21 protein-coding genes are annotated in these 17,596 nt (G+C 55.2%); 6 read left to right on the top strand and 15 right to left on the bottom strand.

Annotation, left to right across the window (positions count from 1 at the left end):
• Positions 1 to 5: 5 nt before the first annotated feature.
• Positions 6 to 902, bottom strand: coding sequence for a U32 family peptidase (locus P0H77_RS19970; protein ID WP_276158943.1), 897 nt, complete (start codon positions 900 to 902; stop codon positions 6 to 8).
• The gene (locus P0H77_RS19965; RefSeq protein WP_276158942.1) at positions 893 to 1,888 is read right to left on the bottom strand and encodes a peptidase U32 family protein; all 996 of its coding nucleotides are present in this window, start codon (positions 1,886 to 1,888) and stop codon (positions 893 to 895) included. Before P0H77_RS19965 ends, P0H77_RS19970 begins: the two co-directional genes overlap by 10 nt.
• Positions 1,889 to 2,106: 218 nt before the next feature.
• Between P0H77_RS19965 and P0H77_RS19960 the strand changes: the two genes are divergently transcribed.
• Together P0H77_RS19960 and P0H77_RS19955 are read left to right on the top strand one after the other, a co-directional pair.
• The gene (locus P0H77_RS19960; protein WP_276158941.1) at positions 2,107 to 2,631 is read left to right on the top strand and encodes an SCP2 domain-containing protein; all 525 of its coding nucleotides are present in this window, start codon (positions 2,107 to 2,109) and stop codon (positions 2,629 to 2,631) included.
• Positions 2,625 to 3,128 carry an N-acetyltransferase gene (locus P0H77_RS19955; RefSeq protein ID WP_276158940.1) on the top strand — a complete coding sequence of 168 codons (504 nt, stop codon included), beginning with the start codon at positions 2,625 to 2,627 and terminating at the stop codon, positions 3,126 to 3,128. Before P0H77_RS19960 ends, P0H77_RS19955 begins: the two co-directional genes overlap by 7 nt.
• Here P0H77_RS19955 and P0H77_RS19950 read toward each other — a convergent pair.
• Positions 3,115 to 3,390, bottom strand: coding sequence for a GIY-YIG nuclease family protein (locus P0H77_RS19950; protein ID WP_276158939.1), 276 nt, complete (start codon positions 3,388 to 3,390; stop codon positions 3,115 to 3,117). The genes P0H77_RS19955 and P0H77_RS19950 overlap by 14 nt on opposite strands.
• Positions 3,391 to 3,444: 54 nt before the next feature.
• Between P0H77_RS19950 and P0H77_RS19945 the strand changes: the two genes are divergently transcribed.
• Positions 3,445 to 3,882 carry a YhbP family protein gene (locus P0H77_RS19945; protein WP_276158938.1) on the top strand — a complete coding sequence of 146 codons (438 nt, stop codon included), beginning with the start codon at positions 3,445 to 3,447 and terminating at the stop codon, positions 3,880 to 3,882.
• Here the strand turns inward: P0H77_RS19945 and P0H77_RS19940 are convergent.
• Complete coding sequence (locus P0H77_RS19940) at positions 3,868 to 4,386, bottom strand: type 1 glutamine amidotransferase domain-containing protein (RefSeq protein WP_276158937.1); 519 nt, start codon at positions 4,384 to 4,386, stop codon at positions 3,868 to 3,870. The genes P0H77_RS19945 and P0H77_RS19940 overlap by 15 nt on opposite strands.
• 128 nt (positions 4,387 to 4,514) lie before the next feature.
• Between P0H77_RS19940 and P0H77_RS19935 the strand changes: the two genes are divergently transcribed.
• Together P0H77_RS19935 and P0H77_RS19930 are read left to right on the top strand one after the other, a co-directional pair.
• Positions 4,515 to 5,162 (top strand): NAD(P)H-binding protein, encoded by a 648-nt coding sequence (locus P0H77_RS19935; protein WP_276158936.1) that lies wholly within the window; start codon positions 4,515 to 4,517, stop codon positions 5,160 to 5,162.
• Positions 5,163 to 5,237: 75 nt separating this feature from the next.
• Positions 5,238 to 6,272: a permease gene (locus tag P0H77_RS19930; RefSeq protein WP_276158935.1), complete on the top strand. Its 1,035-nt coding sequence runs from the start codon at positions 5,238 to 5,240 to the stop codon at positions 6,270 to 6,272.
• A 70-nt stretch (positions 6,273 to 6,342) separates the two neighbouring features.
• On the opposite strand, the gene dolP is transcribed toward P0H77_RS19930, so the two are convergent.
• The 4 genes from dolP to P0H77_RS19910 are packed head-to-tail and all read right to left on the bottom strand — an operon-like array spanning position 6,343 to position 10,007.
• Entirely contained in the window at positions 6,343 to 6,918 is a 576-nt protein-coding gene (gene dolP, locus P0H77_RS19925; protein WP_276158934.1) for a division/outer membrane stress-associated lipid-binding lipoprotein, read from the bottom strand.
• A gap of 9 nt (positions 6,919 to 6,927) precedes the next feature.
• Complete coding sequence (gene diaA, locus P0H77_RS19920; protein WP_103676689.1) at positions 6,928 to 7,518, bottom strand: DnaA initiator-associating protein DiaA; 591 nt, start codon at positions 7,516 to 7,518, stop codon at positions 6,928 to 6,930.
• A gap of 21 nt (positions 7,519 to 7,539) precedes the next feature.
• Entirely contained in the window at positions 7,540 to 7,929 is a 390-nt protein-coding gene (locus P0H77_RS19915; RefSeq protein WP_276158933.1) for a YraN family protein, read from the bottom strand.
• Positions 7,887 to 10,007 (bottom strand): penicillin-binding protein activator, encoded by a 2,121-nt coding sequence (locus tag P0H77_RS19910; RefSeq protein WP_276158932.1) that lies wholly within the window; start codon positions 10,005 to 10,007, stop codon positions 7,887 to 7,889. Before P0H77_RS19910 ends, P0H77_RS19915 begins: the two co-directional genes overlap by 43 nt.
• 61 nt (positions 10,008 to 10,068) lie before the next feature.
• Between P0H77_RS19910 and rsmI the strand changes: the two genes are divergently transcribed.
• A complete protein-coding gene (gene rsmI / locus P0H77_RS19905) occupies positions 10,069 to 10,932 on the top strand; it encodes a 16S rRNA (cytidine(1402)-2'-O)-methyltransferase (protein WP_276158931.1) in 864 nt (287 codons plus the stop codon).
• An 88-nt stretch (positions 10,933 to 11,020) separates the two neighbouring features.
• Here rsmI and P0H77_RS19900 read toward each other — a convergent pair whose 3' ends face one another.
• From P0H77_RS19900 to P0H77_RS19870, 7 genes are all read right to left on the bottom strand, one after another.
• A complete protein-coding gene (locus P0H77_RS19900) occupies positions 11,021 to 11,794 on the bottom strand; it encodes a DeoR/GlpR family DNA-binding transcription regulator (RefSeq protein ID WP_276158930.1) in 774 nt (257 codons plus the stop codon).
• 111 nt (positions 11,795 to 11,905) lie between these two features.
• Complete coding sequence (gatD, locus tag P0H77_RS19895; RefSeq protein ID WP_276158929.1) at positions 11,906 to 12,949, bottom strand: galactitol-1-phosphate 5-dehydrogenase; 1,044 nt, start codon at positions 12,947 to 12,949, stop codon at positions 11,906 to 11,908.
• Between the two features lie 45 nt (positions 12,950 to 12,994).
• On the bottom strand, positions 12,995 to 14,371 hold the full coding sequence (locus P0H77_RS19890) for a PTS galactitol transporter subunit IIC (RefSeq protein ID WP_276158928.1): 1,377 nt from the start codon (positions 14,369 to 14,371) through the stop codon (positions 12,995 to 12,997).
• A gap of 4 nt (positions 14,372 to 14,375) precedes the next feature.
• The gene (gene gatB, locus P0H77_RS19885; RefSeq protein ID WP_176919829.1) at positions 14,376 to 14,660 is read right to left on the bottom strand and encodes a PTS galactitol transporter subunit IIB; all 285 of its coding nucleotides are present in this window, start codon (positions 14,658 to 14,660) and stop codon (positions 14,376 to 14,378) included.
• A 29-nt stretch (positions 14,661 to 14,689) separates the two neighbouring features.
• Positions 14,690 to 15,154, bottom strand: a complete 465-nt coding sequence (gene gatA / locus P0H77_RS19880) for a PTS galactitol transporter subunit IIA (protein WP_276158927.1) — start codon at positions 15,152 to 15,154, stop codon at positions 14,690 to 14,692.
• A gap of 17 nt (positions 15,155 to 15,171) precedes the next feature.
• A complete protein-coding gene (gene gatZ, locus P0H77_RS19875) occupies positions 15,172 to 16,443 on the bottom strand; it encodes a tagatose-bisphosphate aldolase subunit GatZ (protein ID WP_276158926.1) in 1,272 nt (423 codons plus the stop codon).
• Between the two features lie 119 nt (positions 16,444 to 16,562).
• Complete coding sequence (locus P0H77_RS19870; protein ID WP_276158925.1) at positions 16,563 to 17,417, bottom strand: tagatose bisphosphate family class II aldolase; 855 nt, start codon at positions 17,415 to 17,417, stop codon at positions 16,563 to 16,565.
• Positions 17,418 to 17,596 lie beyond the last annotated feature (179 nt).

Genomic DNA, 17,596 nt, shown 5'->3' with positions numbered 1-17,596 from the left:
CTTTTTTACGCGTGCAGCTCCAGGCCAGCCAGCCGTTTCCAGTAGCCATTGCAATCGCTGTGTGCGGCAAGCGCAAGCGGTGCCTCACCCGTTTCATTGGCCCGGAAGGCGTCCAGCATGGCAAACGTCTCCGTGCCCAGCGGTGACAGGCGGACCATATCCACCAGACCCTTCATCGACGTCAGTTCATTGCCGAGGTTATACACATAGCCGCTCATGGTCTGAATGCCGTTGAGCACGAAGACCTGCTGATTTTCCTGCGACAGCACGCTGCGCCCGTTAGGGTACTTAATGCAGCAGGTTTCACACTCATCTTTCGGGCGATCTTCCGAACGTGCGGTGAAACAGCGCGCGGAATACGCCAGCGGCAGATGACCATAGCTAAGGACTTCAACTTCAAACTGCTGGCGAATGCCCAGCTCGTCGCACTGGGTAAGCAGATTTATCAGCCAGTCGCGGGAGAGTTCCACCGGCATACACCAGCGCACCATGCCCTGCTTCAGTAACAGGTTCAGCGTTACCGCGTTATAGCAATTGAGCGCGTGCCCGGCGACAAACGGTAGCTTACGTTCGGCGCACAAATTCACCACGCCCAGGTCGCTGGCTTCCAGCAAAAAATCGCCGTTGTCGACGTAACGCTTCAGCTCGCCCAGTTCTGACGACGCCTGCACCAGCGCCAGTGTCGAAAGCACCACCTGCTTACCGCTGCCTGCCAGTGATTTTGCCATCTCCAGCCAGTCGCCGACTTTAGTGGCCCGGCGTTTGCTGCATACCGCTTCACCGAGGTAGATGGTATCGGCGCTGCTGCGGGCGGCCTGCTGGTAAAAATCTTCCAGCGTCTCTTTTGACCAGTAATAGAGGACCGGTCCGAGTGAGTATTTCATATGATTTCCTACTGCCATTTGCGGTGATACGCGCCGAGGGTAGTCTGCGTACCTTCAGACATCGCGCCCAGCGTCTCCATCCATACCTGCTGCGGGGCATAATCCTGCGGCGAGGCTATGCAGCGATCGATAGCCTGCCGCCAGACTTTCGTCACCTGGCTGACGTAAGCCGGGCTGCGCTGGCGTCCTTCGATTTTTACCGAGGCAATATTGGCGGCCAGCAATTCCGGCAGCAGTTCCAGCGTGTTAAGGCTGGTTGGTTCCTCCAGGGCGTGATAGCGCTCACCGTCGACCAGATAACGGCCTTTACACAACGTGGGATAGCCTGCGTTTTCGCCGTCCTGGTAACGGTCGATTAGCACTTCATTCAGGCGTGACTCCAGCCCCTGCGGCGTTTGCTGCCAGCGGACAAAGCGTGCGGGAGAGCATGCCCCGACCGTATTCGGCGACTCGCCGGTTAAATAAGAGGAGAGGTAGCAGCGACCTTCTGCCATGATGCACAAGCTGCCGAAGGCAAACACTTCCAGCGGAACCGGCGTTACGCGGGCAAGCTGCTTCACCTGATGAATAGAAAGTACGCGCGGCAGCACCACGCGCGCCACGTCAAAATGGCGGTGATAGAAACGGATTGCCTCTTCATTGGTGGCCGATGCCTGGACTGAGACGTGGCGCTCAATATGCGGATAGCGTTCAGCGGCATACTCAAGCATCGCCAGATCGGCGAGGATCAGCGCGTCAGCTCCTAGCTGGGCCGCCATATCCACCGCACGTTGCCAGCGGGCATAGCCGTCCGGGTGAGCAAAAGTGTTAATAGCGATGTGCAACTTGCGGCGATGCTGATGTACGAAGCTTACGGCTTCCTGTAATTTTTTTTCAGTAAAGTTAAGTCCGGCAAAGTGGCGGGCATTGGTATCATCTTTTAGCCCGATATAGACCGCGTCAGCGCCGTTTTCGATAGCCGCCTTAAGCGCCGGGAGATTACCGGCAGGACAGAGGAGCTCCATAAAATTTCCTGAACGTTGCACCCCTTGCGGGTCGCAAATTGTTAACGAACTGGAATTTTAGTTAACCTGACCGCGACAATTTTTGATTTGAGGCAGTTAATCGCGTATTGATGATGCCAATAATAACGTCTTCATAACGTAATTGTTGATTTACGCCGCCATGTCGTTTATCTGATATGGCAGAATGATGGAATTATTAAATTGAGGGAGTAAAGCTCGTGTTGGATAAACTGCGTTCACGCCTGGTTCACCTTGGCCCGTCTTTGATGAGTGTGCCAGTGAAACTGACGCCCTTTGCCCTTAAGCGTCAGGTGCTGGAACAGGTGCTACGCTGGCAATTTCACCAGGCGCTGGCGGATGGGGAGCTGGAGTTCCTTGAGGGCCGCTGGCTGAGTATTCAGGTGCGCGATATCGGCCTCAGATGGTACACCTCCGTTGACCACGGGCGTCTGATTGTCAGTGAAACGGCTGACGCCGATGTCAGCTTTAGTGCCGATGCCAGCGATTTGCTGATGATCGTCGCGCGTCGTCAGGATCCCGATACGCTTTTCTTCCAGCGCCGTCTGGTTATTGAAGGCGACACCGAGCTGGGACTGTATGTGAAGAACCTGATGGACGCCATCGAACTGGAGCAGATGCCAAAAGCATTGCGCACGATGCTGCTGCAACTGGCGGACTTTGTCGAGGCGGGGCTGAAAACACCGTCAGAAATCCCAAACAGATCGGTAGGTGAACCATGCTGATTCGCGTTGAAATTCCCATTGATGCGCCAGGTATCGATGCCCTGTTACGTCGTGCTTTTGCACGCGATGCTGAAGCCCGGCTGATCCACGATTTACGTGAAGACGGTCTTCTCACCCTGGGCCTGGTCGCCACCGATGACGAAGGGCAGGTGGTTGGCTATGTGGCGTTCAGTCCGGTTGATGTTGAAGGTGAAGATTTGCAGTGGGTAGGGCTGGCACCGTTGGCCGTTGATGAAAGCTACCGTGGCCAGGGGCTGGCGCGTCAGCTGGTGTATGAGGGGCTCGATTCCCTGAATGAATTTGGCTACGCCGCCGTGGTGACGCTGGGCGATCCGGCCTTTTACGGTCGTCTGGGGTTTGAATCCGCGTCGCAGTACGATTTACGCTGCCGCTGGCCTGACAGTGAGAGTGCATTTCAGGTGCATCGCCTGGCCGACAATGCGCTGGTGAATGTGCACGGAAAGGTAGAATACCACGACCACTTTAATCGTCTGTAATCAGGCTGTTTAACAAAATTTCTCCGGCGACGAGGCGTTCTTTCTGGCGCTTCGTAAGCTGCTTTATCCGGTATTCCAGGCGCAATGCAAGTGAGCGTTCACCAACCTCTTCAGAGAAAGCCAGCATAAGCTCACCTTTCCCCCGTAAGGCTTTAGCCCCTTTTCCTGTTTGATGCTGCGTAAAACGACGCGCGACATCGGTAGTGATGCCGGTGTAAAGCGCATTATTTTCCGTTCGGATAAGATAGAGATACCAGCACACGGTTTATAGTCAGTATGATAAGGTGAGCGCACCATAACATAATGGAGAGCCCGCATGGAAACGCTTGCTACGATGAGTCGCTGGATTGCTAAACAGCATGTTATCACCTGGTGTGTCGCGCGCGATGGCGAGCTGTGGTGCGCAAACGCCTTCTATATATACGATCCGCAGAACGTCGCGTTTTATCTGCTCAGCGAAGATAATACTCGTCATGCACAGATGACCGGGTCAGGCGCTCCCGTTGCCGGTACGATAAATGGACAGCCGAAAACCGTAGCGCTGATCCGCGGAGTGCAGTTTAAAGGTGCGATTCGGCGTCTGGAAGGAAAGGAAAGCGAGGCAATGCGCGCGCGCTATAACCATCGCTTTCCGGTGGCCAGAGTGGTATCCGCGCCGGTCTGGGAGATCCGGCCTGACGAGCTTAAATTTACGGATAACACGCTGGGCTTTGGTAAAAAACTCTACTGGCTACGCGATTCAGGCACCGAGTAGGCGCAGCGATTCGCGGTTGAAAGCAGGCAAGTCATCCGGCGTGCGGCTGGTGACCAGCTGGTCTTTATCCACAACCACTTCCTGATCAAAAAACTCAGCGCCAGCGTTTTTCACGTCAATCACTATCGGTTTAACCGCAGTCAGTTTACGACCACGCACAACTTCCGCACTAATCAGCAGTTGTGGACCGTGACAAATGGCGAACACCGGTTTGCCGCTGTTGACGAACTCGCGGGTAAAGGTGACAAAGCGGTCATCGCCGCGCAGAGAATCCGGTGAGTGCCCACCGGGTAGCAGCAACGCATCAAACTCTTCCGGGCTGACGTCATCAATGCTCTTGTCGATTTTCACATTGGCTTCGCCCTGCTTACCTTTTACGGTTTTACCGGCCTCTTTCTCAATAGTAATGACCTCATGCCCGGCCTTTTTGTAGGCCTCTGCCGGAGAGGTAAATTCTGAATCTTCAAACTCGTCGGTGATCAAGACCGCTATTTTCTTGCCCATACTTCCTCCGTTGTCTGGCTTCAGATCATTTCTCTAAAAATGGTAAATACTTACCGTAGACAGTTAAGTGTGGTGCAGACCCGCGAGATTGCAACACGGACAAATCCGCATATCGGAAGGAGGGCGTAATGAGTCAGGTTTTACTCACCGGCGCGACCGGGCTGGTCGGCGATCATCTGCTGCGAATGTTACTCCAGGAACCACGCATTGACGGCATCGCCGCGCCGACGCGACGCCCGCTGAAGGATATTTCCGGCGTCTTTAACCCTGTCGATCCGCAGTTGACCGATGCGCTGGCGCAGGTGACGACGCCGGTGGATATCGTCTTCTGCTGCCTCGGAACCACCCGGCGGGAAGCGGGCTCGAAAGAGGCTTTTATTCATGCCGATTATACGCTGGTGGTGGATACCGCACTGACGGGGCAACGCCTGGGCGCAACACATATGCTGGTAGTCAGCGCAATGGGAGCCAGTGCCAGCTCACCGTTTTTTTATAATCGGGTTAAGGGCAAGATGGAAGAAGCGCTGATGGCCCAGCACTGGCCGCGCCTGACCATCGCCCGTCCCTCTATGCTGCTGGGCGATCGTGAAAAGCACCGGGTGAATGAATCGCTGCTGGCACCGCTCTTTAAACTGCTGCCGGGTAACCTGAAATCGATCGGCGCCCGGGATGTGGCACGGGCTTTACTTGCCACTGCGCTGGCAGAAAAGGGGGAGCCGGTGACGATTCTTTCTTCATCTGCATTACGAGAAATTGCGGCGCGTAATAACGATTAATAATTTCCATAAATATTTCGACCAGCGTACTATGCCACGGCTTATCTAAAACCATAAATTTTTCCGGGGAATGTTATGACTGGTCAGTCTTCATCTCAATCGGCTCTGTCACGTCAGTGGTGGAAGCCTGCACTTTTTTTTCTCGTTGTTATTGTCGGCCTCTGGTATGTGAAATGGCAGCCTTATTACGGTAAAGCATTCACTGCCGCCGAAACTCACAGTATTGGTAAATCTATCCTTGCTCAGGCCGATGCCAGCCCGCTTCAGGCGGCGTGGGATTATGCGCTGGTCTATTTTCTCGCAGTATGGAAAGCCGCCGTACTCGGTGTGATCCTCGGATCGCTGGTACAGGTGTTGATCCCACGTAACTGGCTGCTGCGCACGCTGGGTCAGCCTCGTTTTCAGGGGACGCTGCTGGGGACGATCTTTTCGCTGCCTGGCATGATGTGCTCCTGCTGCGCGGCACCGGTAACGGTCGGGCTGCGCCGCCAGCAGGTGTCGATGGGCGGCGCACTGGCATTCTGGATGGGTAATCCGCTGTTGAACCCGGCCACGCTGGTGTTTATGGGGTTTGTGCTCGGCTGGCCGTTCGCGCTGGTGCGTCTGGTTGCCGGACTGGCAATAGTGCTGATTGTCGCCACGCTGGTGCAGCGTCTGGTGAAAGATACGGCGCAAACCACCACGGTCACCCTCCCGGATGCCACGGTAGAAGGAAGCTTCTTTTCCCGCTGGGGACGGGCGCTATGGACGCTGTTCTGGAATACCATCCCGGTTTATATTCTGGCGGTGCTGGTACTGGGTGCGGCCCGCGTCTGGCTTTTTCCACATGCCGATGGCGTGGTGGGGAACACTTTCTTCTGGGTTGCGGCGATGGCAATAGCGGGCTGCCTGTTTGTGATCCCGACAGCCGCTGAAATCCCGATTGTACAAACCATGATGCTGGCCGGTATGGGCACCGCACCCGCGCTGGCGCTGCTGATGACGCTGCCTGCCGTCAGCCTGCCATCGCTGGTGATGCTGCGTAAAGCGTTTCCGGCGAAGGCGCTGTGGCTCACCGGAGGGCTGGTGGCCGTGGGCGGTATGATGGTTGGTGGGCTGGCGCTGTTGTAGGCCCGGCAAGCGAGGCGCCACCGGGCATGAGAGGTACGGCCTCACGACGAGGCCGTCATGCAATGCACTATTACTTAATAAACGTAAACGCGGTTGTGACGTGTTTCACGCCGCTAACCCGGCTGGCCATATCCGCTGCGGCTTTCGCTTCGGTATCCGTCACCAGCCCCATCAGGAAGACTTCGCCATTTTCGGTCGTTACCTTCACGTTAGAGGATTTCACCTGATCGCTTGCCAGCAGCTGTGAGCGGACCTTAGTGGTGATCCACGTATCGTTAGACGCGACCCCTAAACCAATCGGGCTGCCCTGACGGATCTCGTTAAACACTTCCGTTGCGCCATCCACGCCCATGGCGATCTGTTTCGCACGTGAGGAGAGGTCGCTATTTGGTGCCTGACCAACCAGCAGAACCTTGCCCTGATACGCCGTAACGTTAATGCGCGCCTCTTTTTTGATTTGCGCGTCTTTAGCCAGCGCGCTGTTGACGCGGAGTTCCAGCGTTCCATCGTCTACCTGAGTGCCCACGGTGCGAGGATCGGTCGCCGCTTTGGTTCCCACTGCGGCCGTGCCGACAACCGCCGCCGCTACGCAACCCTGCAAAAGCAGCGCGGAAATAAGGACTGCGAGGGGCGAAAATGCCTTCATGTGTACTCCTTAATCGTCCTGGTGAGGAAATAGCGTATTATCAATCAGATCGCATAAACAGTTGACCGTTAACATGTGCATCTCATGAATGCGCGCGCTGCGATGGGAAGGGATGCGAATTTCGACATCCTGCGGTCCCAGCAGTCCGGCCAGCTCGCCGCCGTCGTAGCCGGTCAGGGCAACGATAGTCATATCGCGCGTGACCGCCGCTTCCACCGCTTTCACAATATCGCGGCTATTGCCGCGCGTTGAAATAGCCAGCAACACATCTCCGGCATGGCCCAACGCCCGAACCTGCTTGGCGTAGATCTCATCATGCAAGCGATCGTTAGCAATCGCGGTTAAGACCACGTTATCGGTATTTAGTGCCATTGCGGGTAAACCCGGACGTTCTGTCTCAAAACGGTTGATCATGCTGGCAGCAAAATGCTGTGCGTTGGCGGCGGAGGTGCCATTACCACAGCAGAGAATTTTGTTGCCGTTAAGCAGCGACTGCACCAGCGTCATGGCCGCGCGGGAAATGGCATCAGGCAGCGCTTCCGCCGCGGCAATCTGAGTTTGAATGCTTTCAGTGAAGCACACTTTAATTCGTTCGAGCACAGTATCCCTTAACTATCAGGTTTATTCGCCAAAGGCGTTCTGGAGCCATTCAATGTGGCTGCCGTCGCAGGCTACCACATCGAACCGGCAATCCACAGTATCAAAACTCCCATTCTGATGGGCGAGCCACCAGCGGGCAGTCTGTAATAATTTGTGTTGCTTGCTTCTGCTGACGGTGGCAGCCGCACCACCGTAAAAGGCGCTGCGGCGATAACGGACTTCGATAAAGACCGTTACCGTCCCGTCACGCATGATCAAATCAATCTCACCGCCGCGCATCCTTACGTTGGCGGCGATAAAACGCAGTCCTTTGCCTTCAAGCCAGCGGCGCGCTTTCTGCTCCCACGCGTCGCCGATTTGTTTACGGGTTAGTTCGCCGGAACAATCTGTCCCTGTTGGTATTTGAGCCATGATAACTTCCTGTTAATCACACAATCGCTGCTGGCAGTCAGATCGCCGGTGTTGCCGCTCAGTTCAAAACCCTGAACCTGACGCATCTGTGAGAAATGATTCGCCAGCGACCAGGCGTCTGCGCCCATGGCATACAGGCGCGCCAGCGAGTAATCATTATGCACCGCCGCCAGCGCCTGTCGCATCAATTCCGGATTACTGCCCGCCAGCATCGGGATTTCACTGTATTGCAGACCTTCCATTTCCAGACGGAAATCCGCGCCAGCTGTACCCTGTGCGCTGCGTGAACTGGCGTACAGCGTGACGCCGCTCTGGCTGCCGTTGCGCATGGCGATCATCGGTTTAATGAAGCCAATTTCTTCCGGCGTTGCCAGAATGTACGCTGCATCAACACGGCCGCCGGAGATTTCGGCGTCCGTTGGCGGTGCCGGGATAGTCAATCCGGCAACCGTCACGCTCTGCTGCGGTTGACTGGCGCTTACCGGGCTACCGGTTAAGGCAATGCCGGAACCGCCGTTAATACCTGCACGCAGCTCGGATGCAGAGCCAAATTTTTGCTCCAGTACCGTGCCGCCGCTTTGTTTTTGCCATTCATCAGCAAACGCATTCGCCACCCGATCGCCCAGCCCGCTGCGCGGGATCAGCACCAGAGGCATCTGTTTGCCCTGCTGGTGGATAAAGCGTGCGGCATCGCGAGCCTCGTCTTCCGGGGAGAGGGCGAAGTAGCAGATATTAGGACGATTTTCTACCGCTTCCGGCTGGTTAAGCGCCAGCACATTCAGAGCAGTATTGCTCTTTACCAGTTCATCAACGTTGTTCTTCAGGAGCGGACCCACCACGATGCTGGCGCCATCCTGCTGGACCTGCGCCAGAATCTGACTTAATGGCTGAGAAGTGGTGTCGTAGATTTTCAGTTCGGCAGAGGGATTAGCCGATGTGGCGGCAGCGGCAGGTGTTTGTGGTGCCGGAGCCTGCTGGGTGGCTGCCGGCGTTTCGGCAGGCGTCACGCTTTGCGTCGCCGGAGCCTGAACCGGTGCTGCGGCCTCGTTGCCCGGTGCCTGTACCGGCATCGCGGCTTCATTCCCCGGTGCTTGTACCGGTGCCTGTTGCGCGGTGGTCAGATCGTTAACTTCCGCCTGGGACGGGCTGATAACGCCGTTATCCGTTGATGCTGCCTGCGCCATCTGCTGCGGCACTGCGCTTCCGTCAACCTGAGTCGCGCCGTTTTTCGCGGCTTCAAACCCTTGCTGGATAGTGCGGCCATAAATCGCCGCCTGACCGTTTAATGGCAGCAGCAGAGCAATCCGGTTGGTGGACGCGGGTTTAAAATTCTGCACATTCATCAGCTGCGAAGGCAGCATTTTCGCCCCCGGATTTTGCGGGTAGCGTTTCTGCCAGTCGGCAATGCCGGCTTTCATCATGTCCGGGTCATTGCGGTTATCAAACCAGACGCGCTGTAAATCCAGCCAGCCCTGCAACACGTTTTCATTAGCATTGATCACCAGTGCCTGCGCCTGTTCCGGCGTCATGGCGGAGAGCGCCTGCCAGGTAGCGTCAATATTGGCCTGTTTCTCTTTCGCTGCCAGCAGCGGCTCCTGAGCAATCAGCGAACGCAGCAGTTCCAGCGAAGGTCGTCCCTGAAGGCTGGTGATAGCGGCCTGCCAGAAGCGGATCTGTTGATTTTTGTCTAAATCCGCCGGATTTATTTTCCCCATCAGCGCCTGCGCGCCGGGGTAATCCTGCTGCGCTACCTTCAGTTCTGCTGTCAGTAACGCCTGCTCACGACGCTGAGCATCGCTTAATTTTGGCGGTAACTGATTGAGCAGTTCCATTGCCTGCTGACTCTTAACTTCCTTCAGCAGGGCACGAATGGCGAGTAATTGCCAGTTGGTCTTGCTATCATCTGAGCTTTGCTGCATCTGATGCAGGTAATAGCCGGAATCAGCCTGCGCCGTCCCCTCAAGGTGGGCCGTGCTCTGATCGGGCGTTTGAATGCCACAACCAGCGAAAATCAAGGCTGCCAGAATGATTGGCAGGCCGCGTGCGGCTTTCGAACGAAGAAGCGTTGACAGTACCATACTGTATCCAGTGATATTTTTATTCGATGCTCAATATTAAATCGGCAATACGGACTAAACAATGAAACAACACCAATCGGCGGATAATTCTCACGGTCAGCTCTACATTGTACCGACTCCCATCGGTAATTTAGCTGATATCACACAACGTGCGCTCGCCGTATTGCAGGATGTTGACCTGATTGCGGCGGAAGACACACGCCATACCGGCTTGCTGCTTCAGCATTTTGCCATTAACGCCCGGTTGTTTGCACTGCACGATCATAACGAACAGCAAAAAGCCGAAACGCTGGTGGCGAAGCTGAAAGAAGGGCAGAACATCGCGCTGGTATCGGATGCCGGTACGCCGCTGATTAACGACCCGGGCTACCACCTGGTGCGCTCCTGTCGTGACGCGGGCATTCGCGTTGTCCCGCTACCCGGTCCGTGTGCTGCCATCGCCGCGTTGAGCGCGGCGGGGCTGCCGTCCGATCGCTTCTGCTACGAAGGGTTTCTGCCCGCTAAATCAAAAGGCCGTCGCGATGCGCTGAAAGCCATCGAGGAAGAGCCACGCACGCTGATTTTTTACGAGTCCACCCATCGCCTGCTGGAAAGCCTGGAAGATATCTTGACCGTGCTGGGCGAATCCCGCTACGTGGTGCTGGCGCGCGAGCTGACCAAAACCTGGGAGTCCATTTACGGCGCGCCGGTTGGCGAACTGCTGGCGTGGGTGAAAGAGGATGAAAACCGCCGCAAGGGCGAGATGGTGCTGATTGTCGAAGGCCATAAAGCGCAGGAAGATGACCTGCCCGCCGATGCCCTGCGCACGCTGGCGCTGCTACAGGCCGAGCTGCCGCTGAAGAAAGCGGCAGCGCTGGCCGCCGAAATTCACGGCGTAAAGAAAAATGCGCTGTATAAGTATGCGCTGGAGCAGCAGGGAGAATGATGGCTGTGTATCAGATAAGTGCAGCGTAATCCGCTATGAAAGTTTGTCAGCAATCCCCTGGCCGGGCATCACTGCCCGGCCAGGGGATTCAGACCACTTTCAGTTCAACATGGGTTTGTTCCAGCGCCTGACGATCTTCCGCGCTGATGCTCTCATCGGTGATCACACAGTCAATTTTTTTCATCGGTAAGACCTGGTTAAAGCCGCGACGGTTAAACTTGGTGGCGTCGAGAACCGCGACGACCTTATGCGCGGCGGCAGCCATGACGCCGCTGATGGAGTAACCTTCATTAAACGTAGTGATCCCGTTAGTGGCATCTATCCCGTCTGCGCCCACAAACATCAGATCGGCGCTAATTCCCTGTAGCGAACGCTCCGCGATGGTGCCATGCATGGAATGGGTTTTATGGCGCACGGTACCGCCGCATACGACCAGGGTAATGTCTTTGTTGTCTGAAAGGGTAAATGCCGCAGGCAGATTATTGGTAATGACGGTGATGTTAGTGTTTTTCGCCAGCGCTTCAGCCACCAGCAGGGTCGTGCTGCCACTATCAAGCAGAACGGTCATCCCTTCTTCAATCATGGCGGCGGCAGCCTGGGCAATACGTTTTTTCGGATCGCTGGCGAGCTGATAACGCTCTTCAAGAACGACTTCCTGATTGTCATTGTCGGTTAAATTGCTGTCAGGTCTGGCCGCACCGCCGTGAAAGCGGGTGACTAAGCCTTTATCTTCCAGTAAACGCAGATCGGCACGAATAGTGACTTCAGAAATACCAAAGGTATTTGAAAGATCTAAAACCAGTACGCTGCCTTGCGAGTTAACCAGATCGACGATTTTATTCCTTCGCTCAAATGAGTTCATGTTAATTTGCCTGATGATTAGCTGACTTTAGTTTAATCGAAGGGTAGTGAAAGGTGAACGCCAATCTTCGAAAGTAAGTGTGAGCCAGCTCAGGTTGCTGGCTCGTATTGGTTAAGCGAGCTTGAGGATAATCTTACCCTGCATTGGCGCACCGTTGAGCGCCTGGACTTCTTTGGCGAAACTTTCAGCATTTCCAGTGTGGGCTATCAACGGCTGCAACTGGAGTCTTTTTTCACTCAGCAGCCGCGCCGCCGTTGCCCACTCTTCGCCAGGCCACGGACCGGAATAGTTCATCCAGCTTCCCAGCACCGACAGCTCTTTGCGCAGGATCTGCCCGAAGACCGCGGAGGTCAGGGTCAGATCGTGATGCAGCGTGCCGACCAGCGCCAGCTGCGCGCGCGGTCCGGCGATTTCGATAGCCAGCGAAACGGTTTGCGGCGTACCTGCGGTTTCCAGCACCAGCTGGTCAAACTGAATCTCCGTCAGCGCCGTCTGGATCTCCTGTCCGCTCATTTCCCGGCTATTGAATACGTGGCTCGCGCCCAGTTCTTTTGCCAGCGCCAGCTTCTGCGGATTGATATCGATCGCCGTTACGCTTTTTGCGCCAAGTTCACGTGCGCACTGGAGCGCCAGCAGACCAATCGTTCCGGCACCGACAATAATGACGTTTTTCCCTTCGCAGCCCTGCGCCAGATGAAAGGCGTGCAGCCCCACGGTGATCGGCTCGATAAACGCGCCATCGTCAATCGGCATAGCGGCAGGCAGGCGGAACAGATTGGCGCGTTTTACCACCACGTATTCGGCGTTACCGCCCTCGCTGCGCGATCCGACAAACTGATACTGTTTGCAGAGCGAAAAATACTCCCGCTGGCACTGAGGACAGTGAAAGCAGGGCAGCAGCGGAACGCAGGCCACCGCGTCGCCCGGCGCAAGGTCGGTAATATTTGCGCCGCAGGATTCAACATAGCCGCTAAATTCATGGCCCAGGGTAATAGGATAATAGTGCGCCCCGTGGGCGAAAATACGCGGAATATCGGAGCCGCACAAACCTGAACTGACGACCTTCACCAGTACGTCATCATCGGTTTCTAATTTTGGCATAGGGCGTTCTTCAACGCGCACGTCTCCCTCAGCGTGGATCACCACTGATTTCATAAGATCCTCCAGAAATGTGAAGGGGAGCGAAGGCTCCCCATAAGATTAAGAAGCGGTCTGACTCTGTTGCGCGATAGCGGCTGCTTTTTCTGCCGCGGCAAAGTTACGCGCTCTGCGCCAGGTGAGCAGGACACCCAGCACATAAATGATGGCAATCACGGCGAAGCCCAGTACGTTCTGCCAGGTGAACAGCTGGATCAGCAGCCAGGTAATCGGCGAACCGCCCTGATCCAGTGACGCTACCATGCCGCCGGCTTTCAGCGCGCCCGCGTTGGCGGCAAGCTGAGTGTGCAGGCCGATAGTCTGCGTCGCGATCCACAGGGTAATGCCCATGATAATCACCCCGGAGATCAGCGTACGGAACAGGTTGCCCTGATGCACCGCCACCGCCATCGCCACAAAGAAGCCGATAGTTGCCAGGTCGCCGAACGGCAGTACCTGGTTACCCGGTACCACGACGGCCACCAGAATGGTTAACGGGATAAAAATCAGGCTGGCGGAAACCACGGAGGTATGACCAAGCAGCAGCGCCGGGTCCAGACCAATCAGGAACTCCTGACTACCAAATTTCGCCTGAAGACGTTTACGCGCCTGTTTTGCGATAGGCGTCAGCCCATCCATAATCGGTTTGATCACGCGCGGCATTAACAGCATGACCGCCGCGGTTTTCACCGCCAGTTGCAGTACGCCCTTCACGTCATAACCCGCTAACAAACCAATCACAATCCCCATAATGAAGCCAACGGTCACCGGCTCGCCAAAAGGACCGAAGCGTTTTTGCACGTCGTCAGCGCTGAAGTGAATACGGTTCAGGCCGGGGATTTTGTCGATAATAAGATCAACCAGCACCGCGATCGGGCCAAGGTAAGCCGAGCTGCCGTGCGGAATGGCGATCCCCTCCAGGCCAAAGTAATCGCGCGTGTCTTTAGCAAACCAGTCGCCCAGCTTGTAAACAAAGGCTGCATGAACCACCACGCCCAGAATGCCAATCCAGTACGATCCCGTTGCCAGATGCAGCATTGCGCCCGTAAAGGTCATGTGCCAGATGTTCCAGATATCGACGTTTACGACGCGGGTCATGCGGGTGACGAGCATCAGGATGTTGACGCCAATGGCAACAGGGATCGCCACCAGCGCAATTTGTGACGCCCAGGTCATCGGTGACGATCCCGGCCAGCCAATATCAACGACGTGCAGGTTAATCTGAAACTGCTCCGCCATCGCTTTCGCGGCGGGTCCAATGGAATCGAGCATCAGGCCGATCACCAGCCCGATCCCGACGAAACCGATCCCGATATGCAAGCCGCCCTTGAAACAGTCCCCGAGCTTCATCCCCAGTAGTTTTGAGAAAATAATGATCACAATCGGCAGCATGACCGTTGGACCTAAATCGAGGATATAACGCATTATTTCGCTAAACATAACGTTACCCCACGAGGATGCTCAGGATTTTCTGCTGCAGCGCTTCAATCCCGACGCCAGAGATGAAAGGCATTCCGTGGACCACCGGAATGTCACCGAAGGTCCGGTCTACTTTGGCCGTGGTACAGATGAGATCGGCACCGTCCATGTAGGTTTCAATTTCATTCACGCGGCATTGCACCAGATCGAGCGTAATATTGTTCGCTTCGCACAATTCTTTTATTTCTTCTGCCGCCATTGTTGAGGTTGCAACCGCACCGCCACAGGCCACAATTACTTTACGTTTCATAGGGTATTCCTTTTATTATCAGTATGTTGTTAAACCTGAGCGCACGGCTCAGACTCCAGGATCGTTTTCCGAAACAGCGTGGCCAGCTCGTCATCGGTGGCTGCCAGTAACGCGTCCAGCGTATTCGGATTTTGTAGCTCACTAAATAACCGACGCAGCAGCTTCAACTGCGCGGTTGGGTTTTCAACAATCAGCGCGATGATCATGGAGACGGCTATTTCTCCGTCGTCATCCGCGCGTTGAAAAAGCACCGGGTTATCCGGCCGAATCAAATAAATGGCGGGCGATTTAGCATGTACCGCCTCGCAATGCGGGATCGCTACGGCATGATTTTCAAGGGCGATGCCGGTCGGGAAATTAGCTTCCCGCTCGATCAGCGCCTGCGGGTACGTCTCATGCACGACTCCTTTCGCAAGCATCTCTTCCCCAATATGTTCCAGTGCCTGTTGGCAGGCGCTGAAATGGATACCGGTGCGAACAAACAATTGGCTCATAAATCCTCTTTATGACATCAGGCTACTTCAGAAGAACAACCGTAACGGTAAGCACGCAGGACATCCTGGATCTTATCGAGGATAAGGTTATGCGGCGTTGCGGTAAGTTCGCTCATTGCCAGGCGCTCAAACTGCACCGGCATATACTGGCTGATAAGCCCCAGCGGCAGGGTGGTGGCGCTGAGATTTGCCACTAATTTTTCGACGCTCTGGCGAATACGCGGGTGCGGCCAGTAGTAACGAATGCGATCGGAAAGGCTGAAGTGAATATCGACCATGGCCTGACTCCAGGTCGGGCGATAATACTTTTTCCAGTAGCCCGGCTCGTTCAGCATCACTTCATTAATCACGTCCAGTACCTGACTGCGGTTTTCTGGCGCGATAAGTTCGTTTTCCATCTGCGCCAGCGCAAAGATCGCTTCGCGCAGGGCGAAGGTCAGCGCCGGACCCACTTTAAGAATGGCGAAATGGTCACGTACCAGCGCACGGTAGGCGTAGCGGGTCTGATAATCCGTTGAGTGCGCTTCGTAGACCATCGGCGTGTCTTTAATCCAGTGAGACAGCGCCTGTGCGCCCTGCGGCTGATAATGGATAATCTGGGTATGGTCGAACTCGACGCCGGGCTGCACCACGATTGCAATCACGCGATTGAGGGCCTCATCCAGCCCCAGCGCGCGGAATGTCACCTGATGGGTTTCCAGTGTGCGGGCGGCATCTTCCGCACGAGTAACGTGTACCGTACCGATGGTACTTGCTTCGCCGCCAGGCACAGGAACTTCAGTACCAATCACATAAGTCAGATGACGTTTCTGCTCTGACGTTGCGGTTTGTTCAGCGACCTGACAAAGCTGCGCGGCACGTTCTGCGACCACCATTGGATCCAGCGGCACCGGGTCGTCAGCGCAGGACATCGACGCATCCAGATGGATTTTACTGAACCCCGCCGCCACGTATGCGCGGATCAGTTCACGCGATTTTTCCATGGCGGAGGCGGCATTTTCGTTTTGCCAGCAGTTCGGGCCGAGGTGGTCGCCGCCGAGAATGATCCGCTCATGTGGAAAACCAACTTCATCAGCGATTTTATATACAAAGTCTCTGAAGTCAGCGGGCTGCATTCCGGTATAGCCGCCGAACTGGTTAACCTGATTAGACGTCGCTTCAATTAACACTTTATTTTGCGTCTGTAAGTCAAAGCGCAACGCGGCTTCAATGACCAGCGGATGCGCGGAGCAAACGGAACAAATACCGGTATGCCCACCCGCTTTATGGTCAGAAATAATTGCTTTCATTTTAATCTCCGTTTACTTATGTTTATCTTCATAATCTTTTGAATTTGAGGCAAAGACAATGTGCAGCATTCGTGATCGCGGTCGAAAAAAATGTCTGCAACGACGCCTTGTCATGGCGATCACAGCTTTCCTTCGCAGCCGCAGTCGGCAATCACTTTCTTCACTACCTCTTTCATGGCAGTTTTAGCCGGAACCATGTAATGCCGTGGATCGCTGGCGTCCGGGTGGGCAAGGAAATACGCTTTGAGCGCGTCTGAAAAAGCGATTTTGAGTTCGGTGGCGACGTTTACTTTGCAGACGCCGCGCGAGATGGCCTCGCGAATATCATGCGTGGGAAGGCCGGAAGCGCCATGCAGCACCAGCGGTACGTCAACGATGCTGCGAATTTCGGTTAGCCGTTCAAAGTCGAGTTTCGGTTCTGCGCTATACAGGCCATGGGCCGTACCAATCGCGACCGCCAGTGAATCAATGCCGGTTCTTTCGACAAATTCGCGCGCCTGCTGCGGGTTGGTGTAGAGCGCGTCCTTACCTTCCACCACCAGATCGTCTTCCTGTCCGCCCAGGCGGCCCAGTTCAGCCTCTACGCTGACGTCATAGCGGTGGCAGTAATCCACGATGCTTTTTACCAGCGCCACATTCTCTTCGAACGGCAGGTGGGAACCATCAATCATCACCGAACGCACGCCTGAAAGAACCTTCGTTTCGATATCTGCCGTTTTTTCGTGATGATCCAGATGGATCGCCAGCGGCTGATTGAACTGGCAGGCTAACGCCCCCGCGATAGCCACAATATTTTGGCTTCCAGCATAGCTGAATGTGCCTGGCGTACCCGCGACAATCAGCGGCGAACGCAGCTCAGCCGCGGTTTCCACCACTACCTGCAACGTTTCAAGATTGTGGATATTGAATGCGGGCACCGCATAGCCTTCACGCTGTGCTTTCTGCAGCATTGCTTTGGTTGATATGATGTACATCCTGCCTCCGAAACCTTTCGTTTGTTTTCTTCGAAAGAAAATATAGGGTTTCAGCGATCTTTTTTGTGATGAATGTCAAATAAAGAATATTTTCGAAAGTAAAAGCAATAATTCGAAGGTTTGGGGGGGAATGATAGTTATGTGGCAGCTGGAGGGGAAAGCTGGGGGACAGGCATGAA

The organism is Superficieibacter sp. HKU1, from assembly GCF_029319185.1.
In the GTDB taxonomy this organism is placed as follows: Bacteria; Pseudomonadota; Gammaproteobacteria; order Enterobacterales; family Enterobacteriaceae; genus Superficieibacter.
The sequence above is the reverse complement of the archived record's forward strand: the minus strand, read 5'-3'. Positions and strand labels throughout refer to the sequence as shown.

Excerpts from the sequence above, each read along its gene's own strand:
- P0H77_RS19970 (WP_276158943.1), bottom strand. The coding sequence starts at position 902 with ATGGCAGTAGGAAATCATATGAAATACTCACTCGGACCGGTCCTCTAT.
- P0H77_RS19965 (WP_276158942.1), bottom strand. The coding sequence starts at position 1,888 with ATGGAGCTCCTCTGTCCTGCCGGTAATCTCCCGGCGCTTAAGGCGGCT.
- P0H77_RS19955 (WP_276158940.1), top strand. The coding sequence starts at position 2,625 with ATGCTGATTCGCGTTGAAATTCCCATTGATGCGCCAGGTATCGATGCC.
- P0H77_RS19945 (WP_276158938.1), top strand. The coding sequence starts at position 3,445 with ATGGAAACGCTTGCTACGATGAGTCGCTGGATTGCTAAACAGCATGTT.
- P0H77_RS19940 (WP_276158937.1), bottom strand. The coding sequence starts at position 4,386 with ATGGGCAAGAAAATAGCGGTCTTGATCACCGACGAGTTTGAAGATTCA.
- P0H77_RS19935 (WP_276158936.1), top strand. The coding sequence starts at position 4,515 with ATGAGTCAGGTTTTACTCACCGGCGCGACCGGGCTGGTCGGCGATCAT.
- P0H77_RS19930 (WP_276158935.1), top strand. The coding sequence starts at position 5,238 with ATGACTGGTCAGTCTTCATCTCAATCGGCTCTGTCACGTCAGTGGTGG.
- dolP (WP_276158934.1), bottom strand. The coding sequence starts at position 6,918 with ATGAAGGCATTTTCGCCCCTCGCAGTCCTTATTTCCGCGCTGCTTTTG.
- P0H77_RS19915 (WP_276158933.1), bottom strand. The coding sequence starts at position 7,929 with ATGGCTCAAATACCAACAGGGACAGATTGTTCCGGCGAACTAACCCGT.
- P0H77_RS19910 (WP_276158932.1), bottom strand. The coding sequence starts at position 10,007 with ATGGTACTGTCAACGCTTCTTCGTTCGAAAGCCGCACGCGGCCTGCCA.
- rsmI (WP_276158931.1), top strand. The coding sequence starts at position 10,069 with ATGAAACAACACCAATCGGCGGATAATTCTCACGGTCAGCTCTACATT.
- P0H77_RS19900 (WP_276158930.1), bottom strand. The coding sequence starts at position 11,794 with ATGAACTCATTTGAGCGAAGGAATAAAATCGTCGATCTGGTTAACTCG.
- gatD (WP_276158929.1), bottom strand. The coding sequence starts at position 12,949 with ATGAAATCAGTGGTGATCCACGCTGAGGGAGACGTGCGCGTTGAAGAA.
- P0H77_RS19890 (WP_276158928.1), bottom strand. The coding sequence starts at position 14,371 with ATGTTTAGCGAAATAATGCGTTATATCCTCGATTTAGGTCCAACGGTC.
- gatB (WP_176919829.1), bottom strand. The coding sequence starts at position 14,660 with ATGAAACGTAAAGTAATTGTGGCCTGTGGCGGTGCGGTTGCAACCTCA.
- gatA (WP_276158927.1), bottom strand. The coding sequence starts at position 15,154 with ATGAGCCAATTGTTTGTTCGCACCGGTATCCATTTCAGCGCCTGCCAA.
- gatZ (WP_276158926.1), bottom strand. The coding sequence starts at position 16,443 with ATGAAAGCAATTATTTCTGACCATAAAGCGGGTGGGCATACCGGTATT.
- P0H77_RS19870 (WP_276158925.1), bottom strand. The coding sequence starts at position 17,417 with ATGTACATCATATCAACCAAAGCAATGCTGCAGAAAGCACAGCGTGAA.